Below are 14,400 nucleotides of genomic sequence, written 5' to 3'. Positions count from 1 at the left end.
CCAGCAGCGTTCGCAGCAGCAGCCGCGTGCACGTCAGCCGCAGTCCCGTCAGCCGCATCCGTCGCGTCCGTCACTTCGGTGTGACCACCTTGTAGTTCTTGGGCACCTGCGCGTCCGGCCTGCGCAGATAGAGCGGCAACGCCGGCAGGAACTCCCCGCCGGAGGCCAGTCTCTCCGCCGCCAGCGAGGCGAGCGCCGCCGCGGACTGGTGCTCGGGGCCGCGGGCGTCCGGGAAGGTGCCGGGGTAGAGCAGCGCCCCCGCGCCGACGGCGGGCAGCCCCGCGACCGCCTCCGCGATATCGGCGGGCCGGTCGACGGCCGGTTCGGTCAGCCGGGTACGGGCGTCCGCGTAGCGCGCCCAGTAGACCTCCTTGCGCCGCGCGTCCGTCGCGACGACGAAGGGGCCCTCGGCGCCGGAGGCGTACGCGAGCCCGTCCAGCGTGCACAGCCCCCGCACCGGCACCCCGAGCGCCGAGCCGAGGGTCAGCGCCGTGACCAGGCCGACGCGCAGCCCTGTGTACGGTCCGGGGCCGACGCCGACGATCACGTCCGTGACCGCGTCCAGTTTGAGCCCGGCCCCGGCGAGGACCCGGTCGACGGCGGGCAGCAGCAGTTCCCCATGGCGGCGCGCGTCGACCTGACTCTCCTCGGACAGGACGGAGGCGCCGTCGTGGAGGGCGACGGTGACGGCGGGCGTGGCGGTATCAACGGCGAGCAGAAGCACGCAAACAGCCTACGGCTCCCGGCCCCAAGGCACGGCGCCCCGTCCCGTCAGCCGCCTGCTGCTAACGTCACCACGGAGTCATACGTACGAGAGGTGGATCAAGGTGTCCAGGAGCAGCTCGGGAATCGTGGCCGGGCTCACCGCGGCTGCCATCGCCGTGGTCGGTTTCCTCGCCTACCAGGCGTCGGCGCATGTCCCCGACACCCTCGCCAAGCCCAAGACACCCAGGACCGCCCCCTCCGGCGCAGCCGGGTCCCCCGCGCAGAAGCCCAGGAATCCGAACGCCCTGCCCGCGGAGTCGGGCGAGGGCGTACGGGTCGTCTACGCGCTGGCCGACCGGCGCGTGTGGCTGGTGGAGGCGAAGGAGCGGGTGACGCGGACCTTCCCGGTCATGCCGAGCACCGTCAGTCCCGAACCCGGCTCGTACCAGGTGACCTCGCGGTCGGGATCGGTCACGGGCTCGGACGGGGTACGAATCGAACATGTCGTGCGGTTCGCGCTCGTCGGCGATGTCGCGATCGGCTTCAGCGCGGCGGTGGACGGCACGCTGTCCAGCCCCGACCCGACGCTGAAGACGGGCGGGGTCAGGATGAAGGTGGCGGACGGAAACGCGATGTGGACGTTCGCTACGGTCGGTTCCAAGGTCGTGGTCGTCCCGTAGTCCGGGACGCTCGTCCCGTAGTCCGGGACGCTCGCCCCCGGGGCTCCCCGGCCGCTCCGACCTCGTACGCTCTCACGCTCTCACGCTCTTACGCGGCGTCGCGCTCCCGTGCGGCGTCGCGTCTCTGTTCCCGCTCGCGCAGCGACTCCAGATCCCCGGCCTCGGCGTCCTTGGCCGACGGCGCGCACGGCGGCGTGGACACCGCGGCCGCCGACGCGCAGGACGCCAGCAGATCCTTCATGGAAACGGACGACGGCGAGAGCGATCGCGCCAGATACGAAGTGGAGCGCGGACGCGGGGCAGGTGCTGGCGCCGGCATGGATGCCTCCTGGTGTTCGGGGGCAGGCTAGTTAGGTAGACCTAACCACTTCTCCGTACCATGTCACCACGTACGGCACGGCACGCGCAACATTTTGCCGACGTCTTGTCGGAATGTACGGAACGGCTGGCCGAATCGGTGGGGTGGCGGGGCGATTCGGTGCGCGAGCGGGCGGCGCGCGGCGGGGCGGGGGCGGCTCAGCGGGGTGGCGGGCGGCTCAGCGGGGTGGCGGGCGGCTCAGCGGGGTGGCGGGCGGCTCAGCGGGCCAGCGTGGCCAGATCCGCGTCCGACCAGCGGCTGCCGAAGCCGGTCAGCGTGACCGTGCGCCGTTCGTCAGCGCCGTCGGCCCCCGGCTCAGCTTCCGCGTCCATGTTCGTATCCGCGTCCGGACGCCCGTCCGGACGCGCGTGCGTGTCCCCGCCCACGGTCCGGTGGATCACCACATGGAGCCGGTCGTCCGACAGTTCCTCGACCTTGCCGTCGCCCCACTCCACGACCACCACGGAGTCCGGCAGCGAGACATCCAGGTCGAGATCCTCCATCTCGTCGAGGCCCCCGCCAAGCCGGTACGCGTCGACATGGACCAGCGCGGGGCCGCCGACCAGGGACGGATGGATCCGGGCGATCACGAACGTGGGGGAGGTGACGGCGCCGCGGACACCGAGGCCCTCGCCGAGGCCGCGCGTGAGGGTGGTCTTGCCCGCGCCGAGTTCGCCGGTCAGCATCACCAGATCGCCGGGGCGCAGGAGGGCCGCGAGACCGCGGCCCAGCTCGCGCATCCGCTCCGGGCTCTCGACGGTGAGGCGGACGGCGGAACGGTCGGCGGGAGAGCCGACGGGAGAGCCTGCGGGACGGGCGCCGGGTGCGGCGTCAGCCGCCGGGCTGTGCGGTGCTTCCATGCGTACCAACGTTAGCCGCTGCCGGCATCGCGCCCACCCGTGCCAGCAGGTCGGCGAGCCGGTCCGTGACGGCCTCCGGATGCTCCAGGATCACCAGATGCCCGGCGTCGGGTACGAGTACCAGCTCCGCGTCCGGCAGCAGATCGCCGATGGCCTCGCTGTGCGTGCTGGGGGTCACCAGATCGCTCTCCCCGGCCAGGACCAGCGCCGGGACATCCAGGAAGACCGAGAGCGCCTGCACCTTGTCGTGATCGGTGAAGGCCGGGTAGAACTCCGCGACCACATCGATCGGGGTCGACTCGATGAGCCGCTCGGCGAACCGTATGACCGCCGGGTCCACGTCCTTCGAGCTGAACGAGTACCGCTTGATCAGGCCCGCGAAGAGATCCGCCGTGGCCCGCCGGCCGCGCTCGACCAGCTCCGCCTGAGAGCCGAGTGCCTTGAGCACGCCGGGCAGGACGCGCCGTACGGCGTTCACGCCCGCGACCGGCAGACCGTAGTTGACCTCGCCGAGCCTGCCGCTGGACGTACCGATGAAGGCGACGCCGACGACCCGCTCCCGCACCAGCTCCGGATACTGGTCGGCGAGGGCCATGATCGTCATTCCGCCCATGGAGTGACCCACCAGCACCAGTGGCCCCTCGGGCGCCGCCGCGTCGATGACGGTCTTCAGATCGCGGCCGAGCTGGTCGATGGTGACCGGGACCGCGTCGGGGCCCTGCTGGGCGGCGCCGCGCGCGGAGCGGCCGTGGCTGCGCTGGTCCCAGTGGACGGTACGGACGAGTCCCTGCAGGGCGGCACGCTGGAAGTGCCAGGAGTCCTGGTTGAGGCAGTAACCATGGCTGAAAACGACCGTGACCGGCGCGGGGGTCCTCCGGCCGAAGAGCCTGCGGCGGCGCGGGGCGGCCGCCGGATCCGCGCCGGACGCTGTCTCCGGATCGACCTCGTCGATCTCGTAGTACAGCTCCGTTCCGTCGTCGGCGAGCGCCTTGCCCGGGGTGCCGCGGAGCGCGCCGTACGGTCCCGACGCGTCGAGCGCGAGCCGGGCCCTTCTGCGCATCCCGCGGCCGACGGTCATTCTCTCGATCGCGACCCCGGCCGCCGCACCTGCGGCGATCACGCCTATCGCGGCTCCGGCGACGCCGGCCTTGCGCCAGTTGCCCGTGACCGACGCCACCGAGGCGGCCGCCCTGGCCGCCGTGTCACCCGCCGCGCTGCTCTCGCCCACCGTGCGCTCCTCGTCGTTCCCGCCGGATTCTTCCCCGTCGTACTGAGCTCCACCCGGCCGCGGTCACACGGGCCGTTGCCCCTTCAACATACTCATTCGGGCAACGCGGCCATTCAGGCCACTGGTTCCGGCCGTCACGCGGGCCGTCACGCGGGCCGCTCCGTGGATCGTCATACGGGCTGTCATACGGGCGGCCATACGGACCGCTCGTCGAGTCCGGGCTGTCATCCGGACCGCTCGTTGAGATAGACGCGAGGGACGCGCGAACCGATGCGGGTGACGATCTCGTAGGCGATGGTGTCCGCCGCCTCGGCCCAGTCCTCCGCGGAGGGCTCGCCGCGGTCGCCGGGGCCGAACAGGATGGCGGTCGCGCCCGGCTCGGGGGTGTCGCCGCCGAGGTCGACGACGAACTGGTCCATCGCGACCCGCCCGGCCACCCGCCGCCGCACCCCGCCGACGAGGACGGGCCCGCGGCCGGAGGCGTGGCGCGGGATGCCGTCGGCGTAACCGAGGGGTACGAGCCCGAGGGTCGTCTCCCGGGACGTGACGTAGCGGTGGCCGTAGCTGACGCCGTGGCCCTCCGGCACCCTCTTGACCAGGGCGACGGAGGCGGAGAGCGTCATCGCGGGCCGCAGGCCGAAGTCCTGGGAGGTGCCGACCTCGGGGCTCGGCGAGATGCCGTACAGGGCGATGCCGGCCCGTACGAGATCGAAGGACGCCTCGGGGAGCGTGAGCGTGGCCGCCGAGTTGGCGATGTGCCTGACCTCGGGTTCGGCGCCTTCCTTCTCGGCGTACGCGACCATCTCGTGGAACGCGTCGAGCTGCGCGGCGATGGAGGGATGGCCCGGCTCGTCGGCGCACGCGAAGTGGGACCAGAGTCCGGTGATCCGGACCAGACCGGCGGCCTGGGCGTCGAGCGCGGCGGCGACGAGTTCCGGCCAGTCGGCGGGCTGGCAGCCGTTCCGGCCGAGGCCGGTGTCCGCCTTGAGCTGGATACGGGCGGGGCGCGCCGCCTCGCGGGCGGCCGCGGTCACCTCGCGCAGGGCCCACAGCGCGCTGACGGACATGTCGAGATCGGCCTCGATGCCCGCCCGCCATGGGTCGCCCGGTGTCCAGAGCCAGCACATGATCCGGCTCTCGACGCCCGCCGCGCGCAGGGCGAGCGCTTCGTGCGGGGTGGCCGTACCCAGCCAGGTGGCGCCCGCGTCGAGGGCGGCCCGCGCGGTGGGCACCATGCCGTGCCCGTAGCCGTCGGACTTCACGACGGCCATCAGCGCGACGCCGGGTCCCACGCGGGAGCGCAGCGCGCGCACATTGCCCCGCAGGGCGGCGAGATCGACTTCGGCCCGCGCGCGGACGCCGGCCGAAGTGTGTGTGTTTTCGGTCATCGTGCCCAGTCTCTCAGAGCGATGTCCGGGGCCGGGGCCGTCGCCCCGCCGCTCGCCATGGCACCACGGCGCCACGGCCCGGCGCGTCGCCGCTCAGCACGGCACCACCGCCCGGCGCGGCAACCGCTCAGCACCGCGACCGGCCGGGACGAACGACCGCCCGGCACGGCAACCGCCCGGCGCAGGGACGCTCAGCCGACGACGTTCCGCCACGCCTCCGGGAGGCTCGCCGCCACGTCGTCCGCCGCCACCGGCGCGTTCCTCGATGCCAGCCGGGCCGAGAGGCCATGGAGATAGGCCGCCACCGACGCCGCGTCACGGGCCGGCAGGCCGGTGGCGAGCAGGGAGCCCGACAGGCCCGTGAGGACGTCCCCGCTGCCCGCCGTGGCCAGCCAGGACGTGCCCGTCGGATTGACCCGGACGGGGACGGCCGGGTCCGGGTCGGCGACCAGCGTCGTCGAGCCCTTCAGCAGCACCGTCGCGCCGTACCGCGCCGCCAGCTCCCGTACCGCCGTCAGCCGGCCCGACTCCACCTCCGCTCTGGCCACCCCGAGCAGCGCCGCCGCCTCGCCCGCGTGCGGCGTGAGAAGGGTCGGGGCCGTACGCCGCCGTACCGTCTCCGCGTCCAGCAGCCGCAGCCCGTCCGCGTCCACCAGCACCGGGACGTCCGAGGCCAGGACGTCCGCGACGGCGGCCTCGGGGCCCGATCCGTCGCCCAAGGCGTCCCCGAGCCCCGGGCCGACCGCCCACGCCTGGACCCGGCCCGCCTTCGACGGCGGCCCCTCGTGCACCAGCGTCTCCGGGAAGCGCGCGATCACCGCGTCGCCGCGGGGGCCCACATAGCGGACCGCGCCCGCGCCGCCCCGCAGCGCGCCCGCCACCGCGAGCACCGCCGCGCCCGGATACCGCGCGGATCCGGCCACGACACCGATCACACCGCGCCGGTACTTGTCGCTCTCGCCCGTCGGCACCGGCAGCAGCCGCGCCACGTCCTCGTGCTGGAGCGCCTCCAGCTCGGGCACGGACGGCAGGTGCGGCGCGAGGCCGATGTCCACGAGCCGTACCGCGCCCGCGTGTTCCCTGGCCGGGTCGATCAACAGGCCCGGCTTGTACGTACCGAACGTCACCGTCACATCCGCGCGCAGCGCCTCCCCCGTCACCTCCCCGCTGTCCGCCTCGACCCCGCTCGGCAGATCGACGGCGACGATCACCGCGCCGGAGCCGCGGGCCGCCCGTGCCACCGGTACGGCGTCGGTGCGCAGCCCGCCGTGTCCGCCGATGCCGGTGATGCCGTCCAGCACGAGATCGGCGGCGGCCAGTACGTCGAAGGGGTCGTCGGCGACGCGTCCGCCCGCGCCGAGCAGCGCCGTCAGCCCGCCCTCGTGGGTCCGGCCGGGGACCAGCCGTACGACGGTGACCACGGCGCCCCGGCGGGCCAGCCGGGCCCCGGCGTAGAGCGCGTCACCGCCGTTGTCCCCGCTGCCGGCGAGCAGGACGACCCGCGCCCCGTACACCCGCCCCAGCAGATCCCGCAGCAGGCCCGCGCAGGCGGCGGCGAGACCCGCGGCGGCGCGCTGCATGAGCGCGCCGTCCGGGAGCCGTGCCATCAGCTCGCGTTCGGCGTTCCGTACCGTCTCCACGCTGTACGCAGTACGCATTCGACCAGCCCTTCCACCCTCGCCCGCTGTCGCCCGCCCGCCGTTGCCCGCCGGCGTGCGCCCGCCTGCCTCGCCTGCCTCGACCCTCCGCTACCCTCAACCCTCCGCGATCACCACGGCCGACGCCACCCCCGCATCGTGGCTGAGCGAGACGTGCCAGCTCCGTACGCCCAGCTCCGCGGCGCGCGCCGCGACCGTCCCCCGTACCCGCAGCCGCGGTTGCCCGCTGTCCTCCACGCACACCTCGGCGTCCGTCCAGCGCAGCCCGACCGGCGCGCCCAGCGCCTTGGCCACGGCCTCCTTGGCGGCGAACCGCGCCGCCAGGGAGGCCACTCCACGCCGCTCACCGCTCGGCAGCAGCAGCTCCTCGTCCGAGAAGAGCCGGCCGGCCAGTTGCGGCGTCCGCCGCAGGGACTCCGCGAACCGGTCGATCTCCGCGACGTCGATCCCCACCCCGATGATCAACTCATCCTCCTTGTCCGGTCGTCCGGCTGTTCGCCGTACCCACCACCCCACGCCCCGACTTCACCGCTCACCGCTCACCGCTCACTTCACTCCACGGTCACGGACTTCGCCAGGTTCCTCGGCTGGTCCACCTCATTGCCGCGCGCCGTCGCCAGCTCGCACGCGAACACCTGCAACGGCACGGTCGCGACCAGCGGCTGAAGCAGCGTCGGTGTCACCGGGACACGGATCAGATGATCCGCGTACGGCACCACCGCGTCATCCCCCTCCTCCGCGATCACGATCGTGCGCGCGCCCCTGGCCCGGATCTCCTGGATGTTCGACACGATCTTGTCGTGCAGCACCGAGCGGCCGCGCGGCGAGGGTACGACCACCACCACCGGCAGATCCTCCTCGATCAGCGCGATGGGGCCGTGCTTCAGCTCACCGGCCGCGAAGCCCTCGGCGTGCATGTACGCCAGTTCCTTGAGCTTGAGCGCGCCCTCCAGGGCCACCGGATAGCCCACGTGCCGGCCCAGGAACAGCACCGTCCGCTTGTCCTTGAGCGAGCGCGCCAGGGCCCGTACCGGCTCCATCGTCTCCAGGACCCGCTCCACCTCGCGGGAGATCCGCGACAGGTCCCGGATGACGGCCCTGATCTCGTCGCCCCACTTCGTACCGCGCCGCTGCCCCAGATACAGCGCGACCAGATAGCAGGCCACGAGCTGGGTCAGGAACGCCTTGGTCGACGCGACGGCGACCTCGGGGCCCGCGTGCGTGTAGAGGACCGCGTCCGACTCCCTCGGGATGGTCGAACCGTTCGTATTGCAGATGGCCAGCACCCGCGCGCCCTGCTCCCGGGCGTGCCGCAGCGCCATCAGCGTGTCCATGGTCTCGCCGGACTGCGAGATCGCGATCACCAGCGTGCGCCGGTCCAGGATCGGGTCCCGGTAGCGGAACTCACTGGCCAGCTCCACCTCGCAGGGCATCCGCGTCCAGTGCTCGATGGCGTACTTCGCGATCAGCCCGGCGTGGAAGGCCGTCCCGCACGCCACGATGACGACCTTGTCCGCCTCGCGCAGCACGGCCGCCGGGATACGTACCTCATCGAGCGTCAGCGAGCCCTCGGCGTCGATCCGTCCGAGGAGGGTGTCCGCGACCGCCTTGGGCTGCTCGGCGATCTCCTTCAGCATGAAGTAGTCGTAGCCGCCCTTCTCGGCGGCGGACGCGTCCCAGTCCACGTGATACGAGCGGACCTCGGCCGGCGCGCCGTCGAAGTCCGTCACCACCACGCCGTCGCGGCGCAGTTCGACGACCTGGTCCTGGCCGAGTTCGATGGCGGAGCGCGTATGGGCGATGAACGCGGCGACGTCCGAGGCGAGGAACGACTCGCCGTCCCCGACGCCCACCACCAGCGGGGAGTTACGGCGCGCGCCGACCACCACGTCCGGTTCGTCCGCGTGTACGGCGACGAGCGTGAAGGCGCCCTCAAGCCGCCGGCACACCTGCCGCATCGACTCCGCGAGATCGCCGCACGACGAGAACGCCTCGGCGAGCAGATGCGCCACGGCCTCGGTGTCGGTCTCCGACTCCAGGTCATGGCCGCGCCCGGCCAGCTCGGCGCGGAGCGCGGCGAAGTTCTCGATGATGCCGTTGTGCACGACGGCGACGCGTCCGGCGTTGTCCAGATGAGGGTGGGCGTTGACGTCGGTCGGGCCGCCGTGCGTGGCCCACCGGGTATGCCCGATACCGGTGGCGCCGCTCGGCAACGGCCGTTCCACCAGCGTCTTCTCCAGATTGACGAGCTTGCCCGCCTTCTTCGCCGCGGCCAGCCCGCCGTCGGCGAGTACCGCGACCCCGGCGGAGTCGTACCCCCGGTACTCCAGCCGCTTGAGGCCCGCGATGACCACATCGAGCGCCGACTGTCCGCCGACGTAACCCACAATTCCGCACATGTCGGCAGCCTAGGTCCTGTCCGGTCGATCTTCGTGGACCAGCCCGCGGCGTCTGGTGCCGTACATCGCAAGGCGCAGGATCGGCCTCTTCACGGACCGGACTGGGCGCGGGCGGACGCGCCTCGTCCTCCCCTCCGGCCACGTGACCGAGCACACCATCCACGGGCGCCCCGCACCCCCGACAATGGCGGGGTGATCACTTCGCCGCCACAAAGCGCCCAACGACGGGCCGAGCACGGGCCGACCCCCTACGTCGACCTCAGCCGGGCCGAGTGGAGCGCGCTGCGCGACAAGACGCCGCTGCCCCTGTCCGCCGGGGAGGTCGAGCGGCTGCGCGGGCTCGGCGACGTCATCGATCTCGACGAGGTACGGGACGTCTATCTGCCGCTCTCCCGGCTCCTCAACCTCTATGTCCAGGCCACGGCGGGGCTGCGCGGCGCGCTGAACACCTTCCTCGGGGACGCGGGCAACGGGCACGGCGCCCAGCGCGGTACGCCGTTTGTCATAGGCGTGGCGGGCAGTGTCGCCGTCGGGAAGTCCACCGTGGCCCGGCTGTTGCAGGCACTGCTCGCGCGCTGGCCCGAGCACCCGCGGGTCGAACGCGTCACCACCGACGGCTTCCTGCTCCCGATGAAGGAGCTCCAGTCCCGCGGGCTGATGTCCCGCAAGGGGTTCCCCGAGTCGTATGACCGCCGGGCGCTGACCCGGTTCGTCGCGGACATCAAGGCCGGCAAGGACGAGGTCACGGCCCCGGTCTACTCGCATCTGATCTACGACATCGTGCCCGGCGAACTGCTCACCGTACGGCGGCCCGACATCCTCATCGTCGAGGGCATCAACGTCCTCCAGCCCGCACTGCCGGGCAAGGACGGCAGGACCAGGGTCGGTCTCGCCGACTACTTCGACTTCAGCGTGTATGTCGACGCCCGCGCCGAGGACATCGAGACCTGGTACCTCCACCGCTTCCGCAAGCTGCGCGAGACGGCCTTCCAGGACCCCGCCTCGTACTTCAGGAAGTACACGCAGGTCTCCGAGGAGGAGTCGCTCGACTACGCCAGGACGATGTGGCGGACCATCAACAAGCCCAATCTCCTGGAGAATGTGGCGCCGACGCGCAGCCGCGCCACACTGGTCCTGCGCAAGGGCCCCGACCACAAGGTCCAGCGGCTGTCGCTGCGCAAACTCTGAGGATCCGAAGAGCTGAGGGGCTGTCAGCGTGCTGCATCTGCGTCTGCTCGTGCCGGACGGCCGTACCGACGAGGTCGTACGGGCCGTGGAGCGCACCGTCGGCACCGCGCATCTCGTCGTCGTGCCGGGGGCCTCCCGCGATCCGCGGGGCGATCTGGTCATGTGCGATGTGGCACGCGAGGCGTGTGACGAACTGCTCGTGGACCTGCGCGCCCTCGGGCTCGACAAGTCCGGTTCGATCTCGGTGGAGAACATCGATCTGTCGCTGTCGAAGCGGGCGGACGAGGCGGAGGAGGAGGCGCCGGGCGAGGGCGCCGACGCCGTGCTGTGGGAGCAGCTGGAGGACGTGACCCACGAGGAGTCCTCGCTCTCCCTCACCTATCTGGCGTTCCTCGCCCTCGCGACGATGATCGCGGCCTGCGGTGTGGTGCTGGACAACGCGATCCTGATCGTGGGCGCGATGGCGGTGGGTCCGGAGTTCGGGCCGCTGGCCGGGATCTGTACGGCGCTGGTGCAGCGCGCCCCGCTGCTGGCGTGGCGTTCGCTGGTCGCACTGATCGCCGGGTTCGCGGTGGCGATGGGGCTGACGACCGTCTTCAGTCTGGTGATGGACGCTTTCGGGCTCTTCTCGCAGTCCATGCTGCACGCGGACCGGCCGAACACCTCGTTCATCTGGAACCCGGACCTGTTCTCGCTGGTGGTCGCGGCGCTCGCGGGCGTGGCCGGGATGCTCTCGCTGACCTCGGCGAAGTCGGGCGCGCTGGTGGGGGTGGCCATCTCGGTGACGACGGTCCCGGCGGCGGCCAACGCGGCGGTCGCCCTCGGCTACGGCGACTTCACGCAGGTATGGGGCTCCAGCGGCCAGCTCCTGCTGAACCTGGCGGGCATCGTGGCCGCCGGTACGCTCACGCTGTTCACCCAGAAGGCGCTGTGGGCGACGCAGCGGGGACGCCTACGGCGTACGGGCACCCCCCGCGTAGGGCCCTGACCGCCCTGGCCCCTGGCCCGCGCCGGCCCCTGACCGGCCCTGGACCGGGGCGGCCCGGAACCGGGCGGCGGCCCGCACCCGCCGTGGGTCCGGGCCGCCGGAGCACATCACCGGATCGGCTCAACGCCTTCAGCCGAGCGCCGACTTCACCGCGTCCGCCAGCCGGCTCGCCACCGACCGCGCCTGGTCGATGTCCGCCGCCTCGACCATCACCCGTACCAGCGGCTCCGTGCCCGAGGGGCGCAGCAGGACGCGGCCCGTGGAGCCCAGTTCGTGTTCGGCCTCGGCGACCGCCGCCGCCAGTTCGGCGGAGGTCGTCACGCGCGCCTTGTCGACGTCGGGCACGTTGACGAGCACCTGCGGCAGCCGTCGCATGACACCCGCGAGGTCGGCCAGCGTACGGCCCGTCGCGGCGACCCGGGCCGCGAGCATGAGGCCGGTGAGGGTGCCGTCGCCGGTCGTGGCGTGGTCGAGGACGATGACATGGCCCGACTGCTCGCCGCCGAGGGCGTAGCCGTGCTCCTTCATCGACTCCAGTACGTAGCGGTCACCGACCGCGGTCTCGACGAGATGGATGCCCTCGCGCTCCATCGCGATCTTGAACCCGAGGTTGGACATGACCGTCCCGACCACGGCGTCGCCGCGCAGCGTGCCCGCCTCGCGCATCGCGAGGGCCAGCACGGCGAGGATCTGGTCGCCGTCGACCTCTTCACCCGCGCCGTCCACGGCCAGGCAGCGGTCCGCGTCGCCGTCGTGAGCGATGCCGAAGTCCGCGCCGTGCTCGACGACCGCGGCCTTGAGCTGGTCCAGATGCGTGGAGCCGCATCCGTCGTTGATGTTCAGCCCGTCCGGCTCCGCGCCGATCGTGATGACCTCGGCGCCGGCGCGGGTGAACGCCTCCGGCGACACCCGGGCCGCCGCGCCGTGCGCCTCGTCCAGGACGACCTTCAGCCCGTCGAGCCGGTTCGGCAGCACCGCGATCAGATGGGCCACGTACTGATCGAAACCTTCGTCGTACGAGCGGACCCGGCCGACTCCGCCACCCGTCGGCCGCTCCCAGGGGGCGCCGGTGCGGTGCACGGTGTGCTCGTAGTAGGCGGCCTCGATACGGTCCTCCAGCTCGTCGGCGAGTTTGTGCCCGCCGCGCGCGAAGAACTTGATGCCGTTGTCGGGCATGGCGTTGTGGCTCGCCGAGAGCATCACGCCCAGATCGGCGCCGAGCACCCCGGTCAGATACGCCACCGCGGGGGTGGGCAGCACACCGACCCGCAGGACGTCCACGCCCGCGCTCGCGAGTCCCGCCACGACGGCGGCCTCCAGGAATTCACCGGACGCGCGAGGATCACGTCCCACCACCGCCGTGGGCCGATGCCCCTCGAAGGTCCCCACCTCGGCGAGCACATGCGCCGCCGCGACCGAAAGGCCGAGCGCCAGCTCAGCCGTCAGATCGGCGTTGGCGACACCGCGCACGCCGTCTGTGCCGAAGAGTCGTCCCACAGCTCTCCCTCCGAGAACACCCGGAGCCGGCAATCGCCGGCATCGCCCCGAGCGAAAAGATTTCGAAAAACGCAAAACCATGCAAAGTTTTGAGCGCCTGATGCTTTTATACGCCCGAGTAACCAATAAAACGAACGCCCCGGCAGCACGGAGTGCCGCCGGGGCGTTCGAATGCCGTACAGGCCGGCCGGAGAGGCCGTAATGCCGGTACCGGCAAGCGAGCGTTTAGCGCTTGCTGTACTGCGGCGCCTTGCGGGCCTTCTTCAGACCGGCCTTCTTGCGCTCGACGGCGCGGTCGTCGCGGCTCAGGAAGCCGGCCTTCTTCAGCGGGGCGCGGTTGTTGTCCACGTCCGCCTCGTTCAGCGAGCGGGCCACACCGAGGCGCAGGGCGCCGGCCTGGCCGGAGACGCCGCCACCCGAGATACGGGCGATGACGTCGTAGCGGTTGTCGAGCTCAAGCACCTTGAAGGGCTCGTTGACAGCCTGCTGGTGCACCTTGTTGGGGAAGTACTCCTCAAGGGTGCGACCGTTGATCTTCCACTTGCCGGTGCCCGGGACGATCCGGACGCGGGCGATGGCGTTCTTGCGACGGCCCAGGCCGGCCGCCGGCTGCGGGTCGCCGAAGCGGGACGCCAGCGACTCGGAGGTGTACTCACCCTCGACCGGGGTCTCCGACTCGAAGGTCGTCACCTCGGCGTACGTCTCTTCCGCCTCAGGCGCTTCGACGGGGGTCTCTGCAGTGGTCTCGGCCACGATGCTCCTCAGATTTCTTTTCGTCTTAGGGGGTGGCCGGAACTACTGCGCGACCTGGGTGATCTCGAACGGGACCGGCTGCTGCGCAGCGTGCGGGTGCTGGTCACCCGAGTAGATCTTCAGCTTCGAGAGCATCTGACGGCCCAGGGTGTTCTTGGGAATCATGCCCTTGATGGCCTTCTCGACGGCCTTCTCGGGGTTCTTGGCGAGCAGCTCGTCATAGCGGACGGAACGCAGACCACCCGGGTAACCGGAGTGGCGGTACGCCAGCTTCTGGGTCCGCTTGTTGCCGGACAGGTGCACCTTGTCGGCGTTGATGATGATGACGAAGTCACCGGTGTCGACGTGGGGCGCGTAGATCGGCTTGTGCTTACCGCGCAGAAGGTTGGCGGCGGTGGTCGCCAGACGGCCCAGGACGATGTCCTGCGCGTCGATGATGTGCCACTGGCGCGTCACATCGCCGGGCTTGGGGCTGTACGTACGCACGGTCGTATGCCTTCGCTTCTTCAGTGATGGGGTCTCCCCCAGCCCCCCAGGGCTGAGGGGACGGGTCCTGTACAGGGACCACCCGGACGATCACGACAGCCCTGGTGATGCTTCGGGGACGCAACCCGCGCACCTACCGCTGTCCATCGGCCCGGTGGACCGGCGTAAGGGCCCCTCGCGTGAGAACGACCAAGCCAATACGCATAACGAAC

The 14,400-nt window shown here is 71.8% G+C and carries 14 protein-coding genes; 3 read left to right on the top strand and 11 right to left on the bottom strand.

What is annotated here, in order from left to right; translation table 11 throughout:
• Positions 1-70: 70 nt before the first annotated feature.
• A complete protein-coding gene (gene tsaB, locus ACZ7LS_RS05480) occupies positions 71-724 on the bottom strand; it encodes a tRNA (adenosine(37)-N6)-threonylcarbamoyltransferase complex dimerization subunit type 1 TsaB (protein WP_382668372.1) in 654 nt (217 codons plus the stop codon).
• 103 nt (positions 725-827) lie between these two features.
• Here tsaB and ACZ7LS_RS05475 point away from each other — a divergent pair, with 103 nt between their 5' ends.
• Complete coding sequence (locus ACZ7LS_RS05475; protein WP_382520442.1) at positions 828-1,385, top strand: L,D-transpeptidase; 558 nt, start codon at positions 828-830, stop codon at positions 1,383-1,385.
• An 88-nt stretch (positions 1,386-1,473) separates the two neighbouring features.
• On the opposite strand, the gene ACZ7LS_RS05470 is transcribed toward ACZ7LS_RS05475, so the two are convergent.
• The 7 genes from ACZ7LS_RS05470 to glmS all read right to left on the bottom strand — a co-directional run bounded on the left by ACZ7LS_RS05470 (position 1,474) and on the right by glmS (position 9,276).
• Positions 1,474-1,704 (bottom strand): hypothetical protein, encoded by a 231-nt coding sequence (locus ACZ7LS_RS05470; RefSeq protein WP_382520440.1) that lies wholly within the window; start codon positions 1,702-1,704, stop codon positions 1,474-1,476.
• Between the two features lie 257 nt (positions 1,705-1,961).
• Positions 1,962-2,603, bottom strand: a complete 642-nt coding sequence (tsaE, locus tag ACZ7LS_RS05465) for a tRNA (adenosine(37)-N6)-threonylcarbamoyltransferase complex ATPase subunit type 1 TsaE (RefSeq protein WP_382520438.1) — start codon at positions 2,601-2,603, stop codon at positions 1,962-1,964.
• Positions 2,575-3,831: an alpha/beta fold hydrolase gene (locus ACZ7LS_RS05460; protein ID WP_382520437.1), complete on the bottom strand. Its 1,257-nt coding sequence runs from the start codon at positions 3,829-3,831 to the stop codon at positions 2,575-2,577. The genes tsaE and ACZ7LS_RS05460 overlap by 29 nt, the downstream gene beginning before the upstream one ends.
• A gap of 224 nt (positions 3,832-4,055) precedes the next feature.
• A complete protein-coding gene (gene alr, locus ACZ7LS_RS05455; protein ID WP_382520435.1) occupies positions 4,056-5,219 on the bottom strand; it encodes an alanine racemase in 1,164 nt (387 codons plus the stop codon).
• A gap of 191 nt (positions 5,220-5,410) precedes the next feature.
• Entirely contained in the window at positions 5,411-6,877 is a 1,467-nt protein-coding gene (locus ACZ7LS_RS05450) for an NAD(P)H-hydrate dehydratase (protein ID WP_385131781.1), read from the bottom strand.
• A 96-nt stretch (positions 6,878-6,973) separates the two neighbouring features.
• On the bottom strand, positions 6,974-7,342 hold the full coding sequence (locus tag ACZ7LS_RS05445) for a holo-ACP synthase (RefSeq protein ID WP_382520432.1): 369 nt from the start codon (positions 7,340-7,342) through the stop codon (positions 6,974-6,976).
• Positions 7,343-7,428: 86 nt separating this feature from the next.
• The gene (glmS, locus tag ACZ7LS_RS05440) at positions 7,429-9,276 is read right to left on the bottom strand and encodes a glutamine--fructose-6-phosphate transaminase (isomerizing) (protein WP_382520430.1); all 1,848 of its coding nucleotides are present in this window, start codon (positions 9,274-9,276) and stop codon (positions 7,429-7,431) included.
• Positions 9,277-9,468: 192 nt separating this feature from the next.
• On the opposite strand from glmS, the gene coaA reads away from it, so the two are divergent.
• Both coaA and ACZ7LS_RS05430 read left to right on the top strand, forming a co-directional pair.
• The gene (coaA, locus tag ACZ7LS_RS05435; RefSeq protein ID WP_382520428.1) at positions 9,469-10,464 is read left to right on the top strand and encodes a type I pantothenate kinase; all 996 of its coding nucleotides are present in this window, start codon (positions 9,469-9,471) and stop codon (positions 10,462-10,464) included.
• A 28-nt stretch (positions 10,465-10,492) separates the two neighbouring features.
• Positions 10,493-11,452: a DUF389 domain-containing protein gene (locus ACZ7LS_RS05430; protein ID WP_382520426.1), complete on the top strand. Its 960-nt coding sequence runs from the start codon at positions 10,493-10,495 to the stop codon at positions 11,450-11,452.
• Between the two features lie 129 nt (positions 11,453-11,581).
• On the opposite strand, the gene glmM is transcribed toward ACZ7LS_RS05430, so the two are convergent.
• The 3 genes from glmM to rplM form a co-directional block, all read right to left on the bottom strand.
• Positions 11,582-12,949, bottom strand: a complete 1,368-nt coding sequence (gene glmM / locus ACZ7LS_RS05425) for a phosphoglucosamine mutase (protein ID WP_385131777.1) — start codon at positions 12,947-12,949, stop codon at positions 11,582-11,584.
• Between the two features lie 225 nt (positions 12,950-13,174).
• Positions 13,175-13,702, bottom strand: a complete 528-nt coding sequence (rpsI, locus tag ACZ7LS_RS05420) for a 30S ribosomal protein S9 (protein ID WP_030351459.1) — start codon at positions 13,700-13,702, stop codon at positions 13,175-13,177.
• Positions 13,703-13,744: 42 nt separating this feature from the next.
• Positions 13,745-14,188, bottom strand: coding sequence for a 50S ribosomal protein L13 (gene rplM, locus ACZ7LS_RS05415; RefSeq protein WP_129770846.1), 444 nt, complete (start codon positions 14,186-14,188; stop codon positions 13,745-13,747).
• Between the last annotated feature and the right edge of the window lie 212 nt (positions 14,189-14,400).

This window comes from Streptomyces sp. NPDC039430 (genome assembly GCF_055639435.1).
Note: the sequence above shows the minus strand (reverse complement) of the source record. Positions and strands in the feature narration are given on the sequence as shown.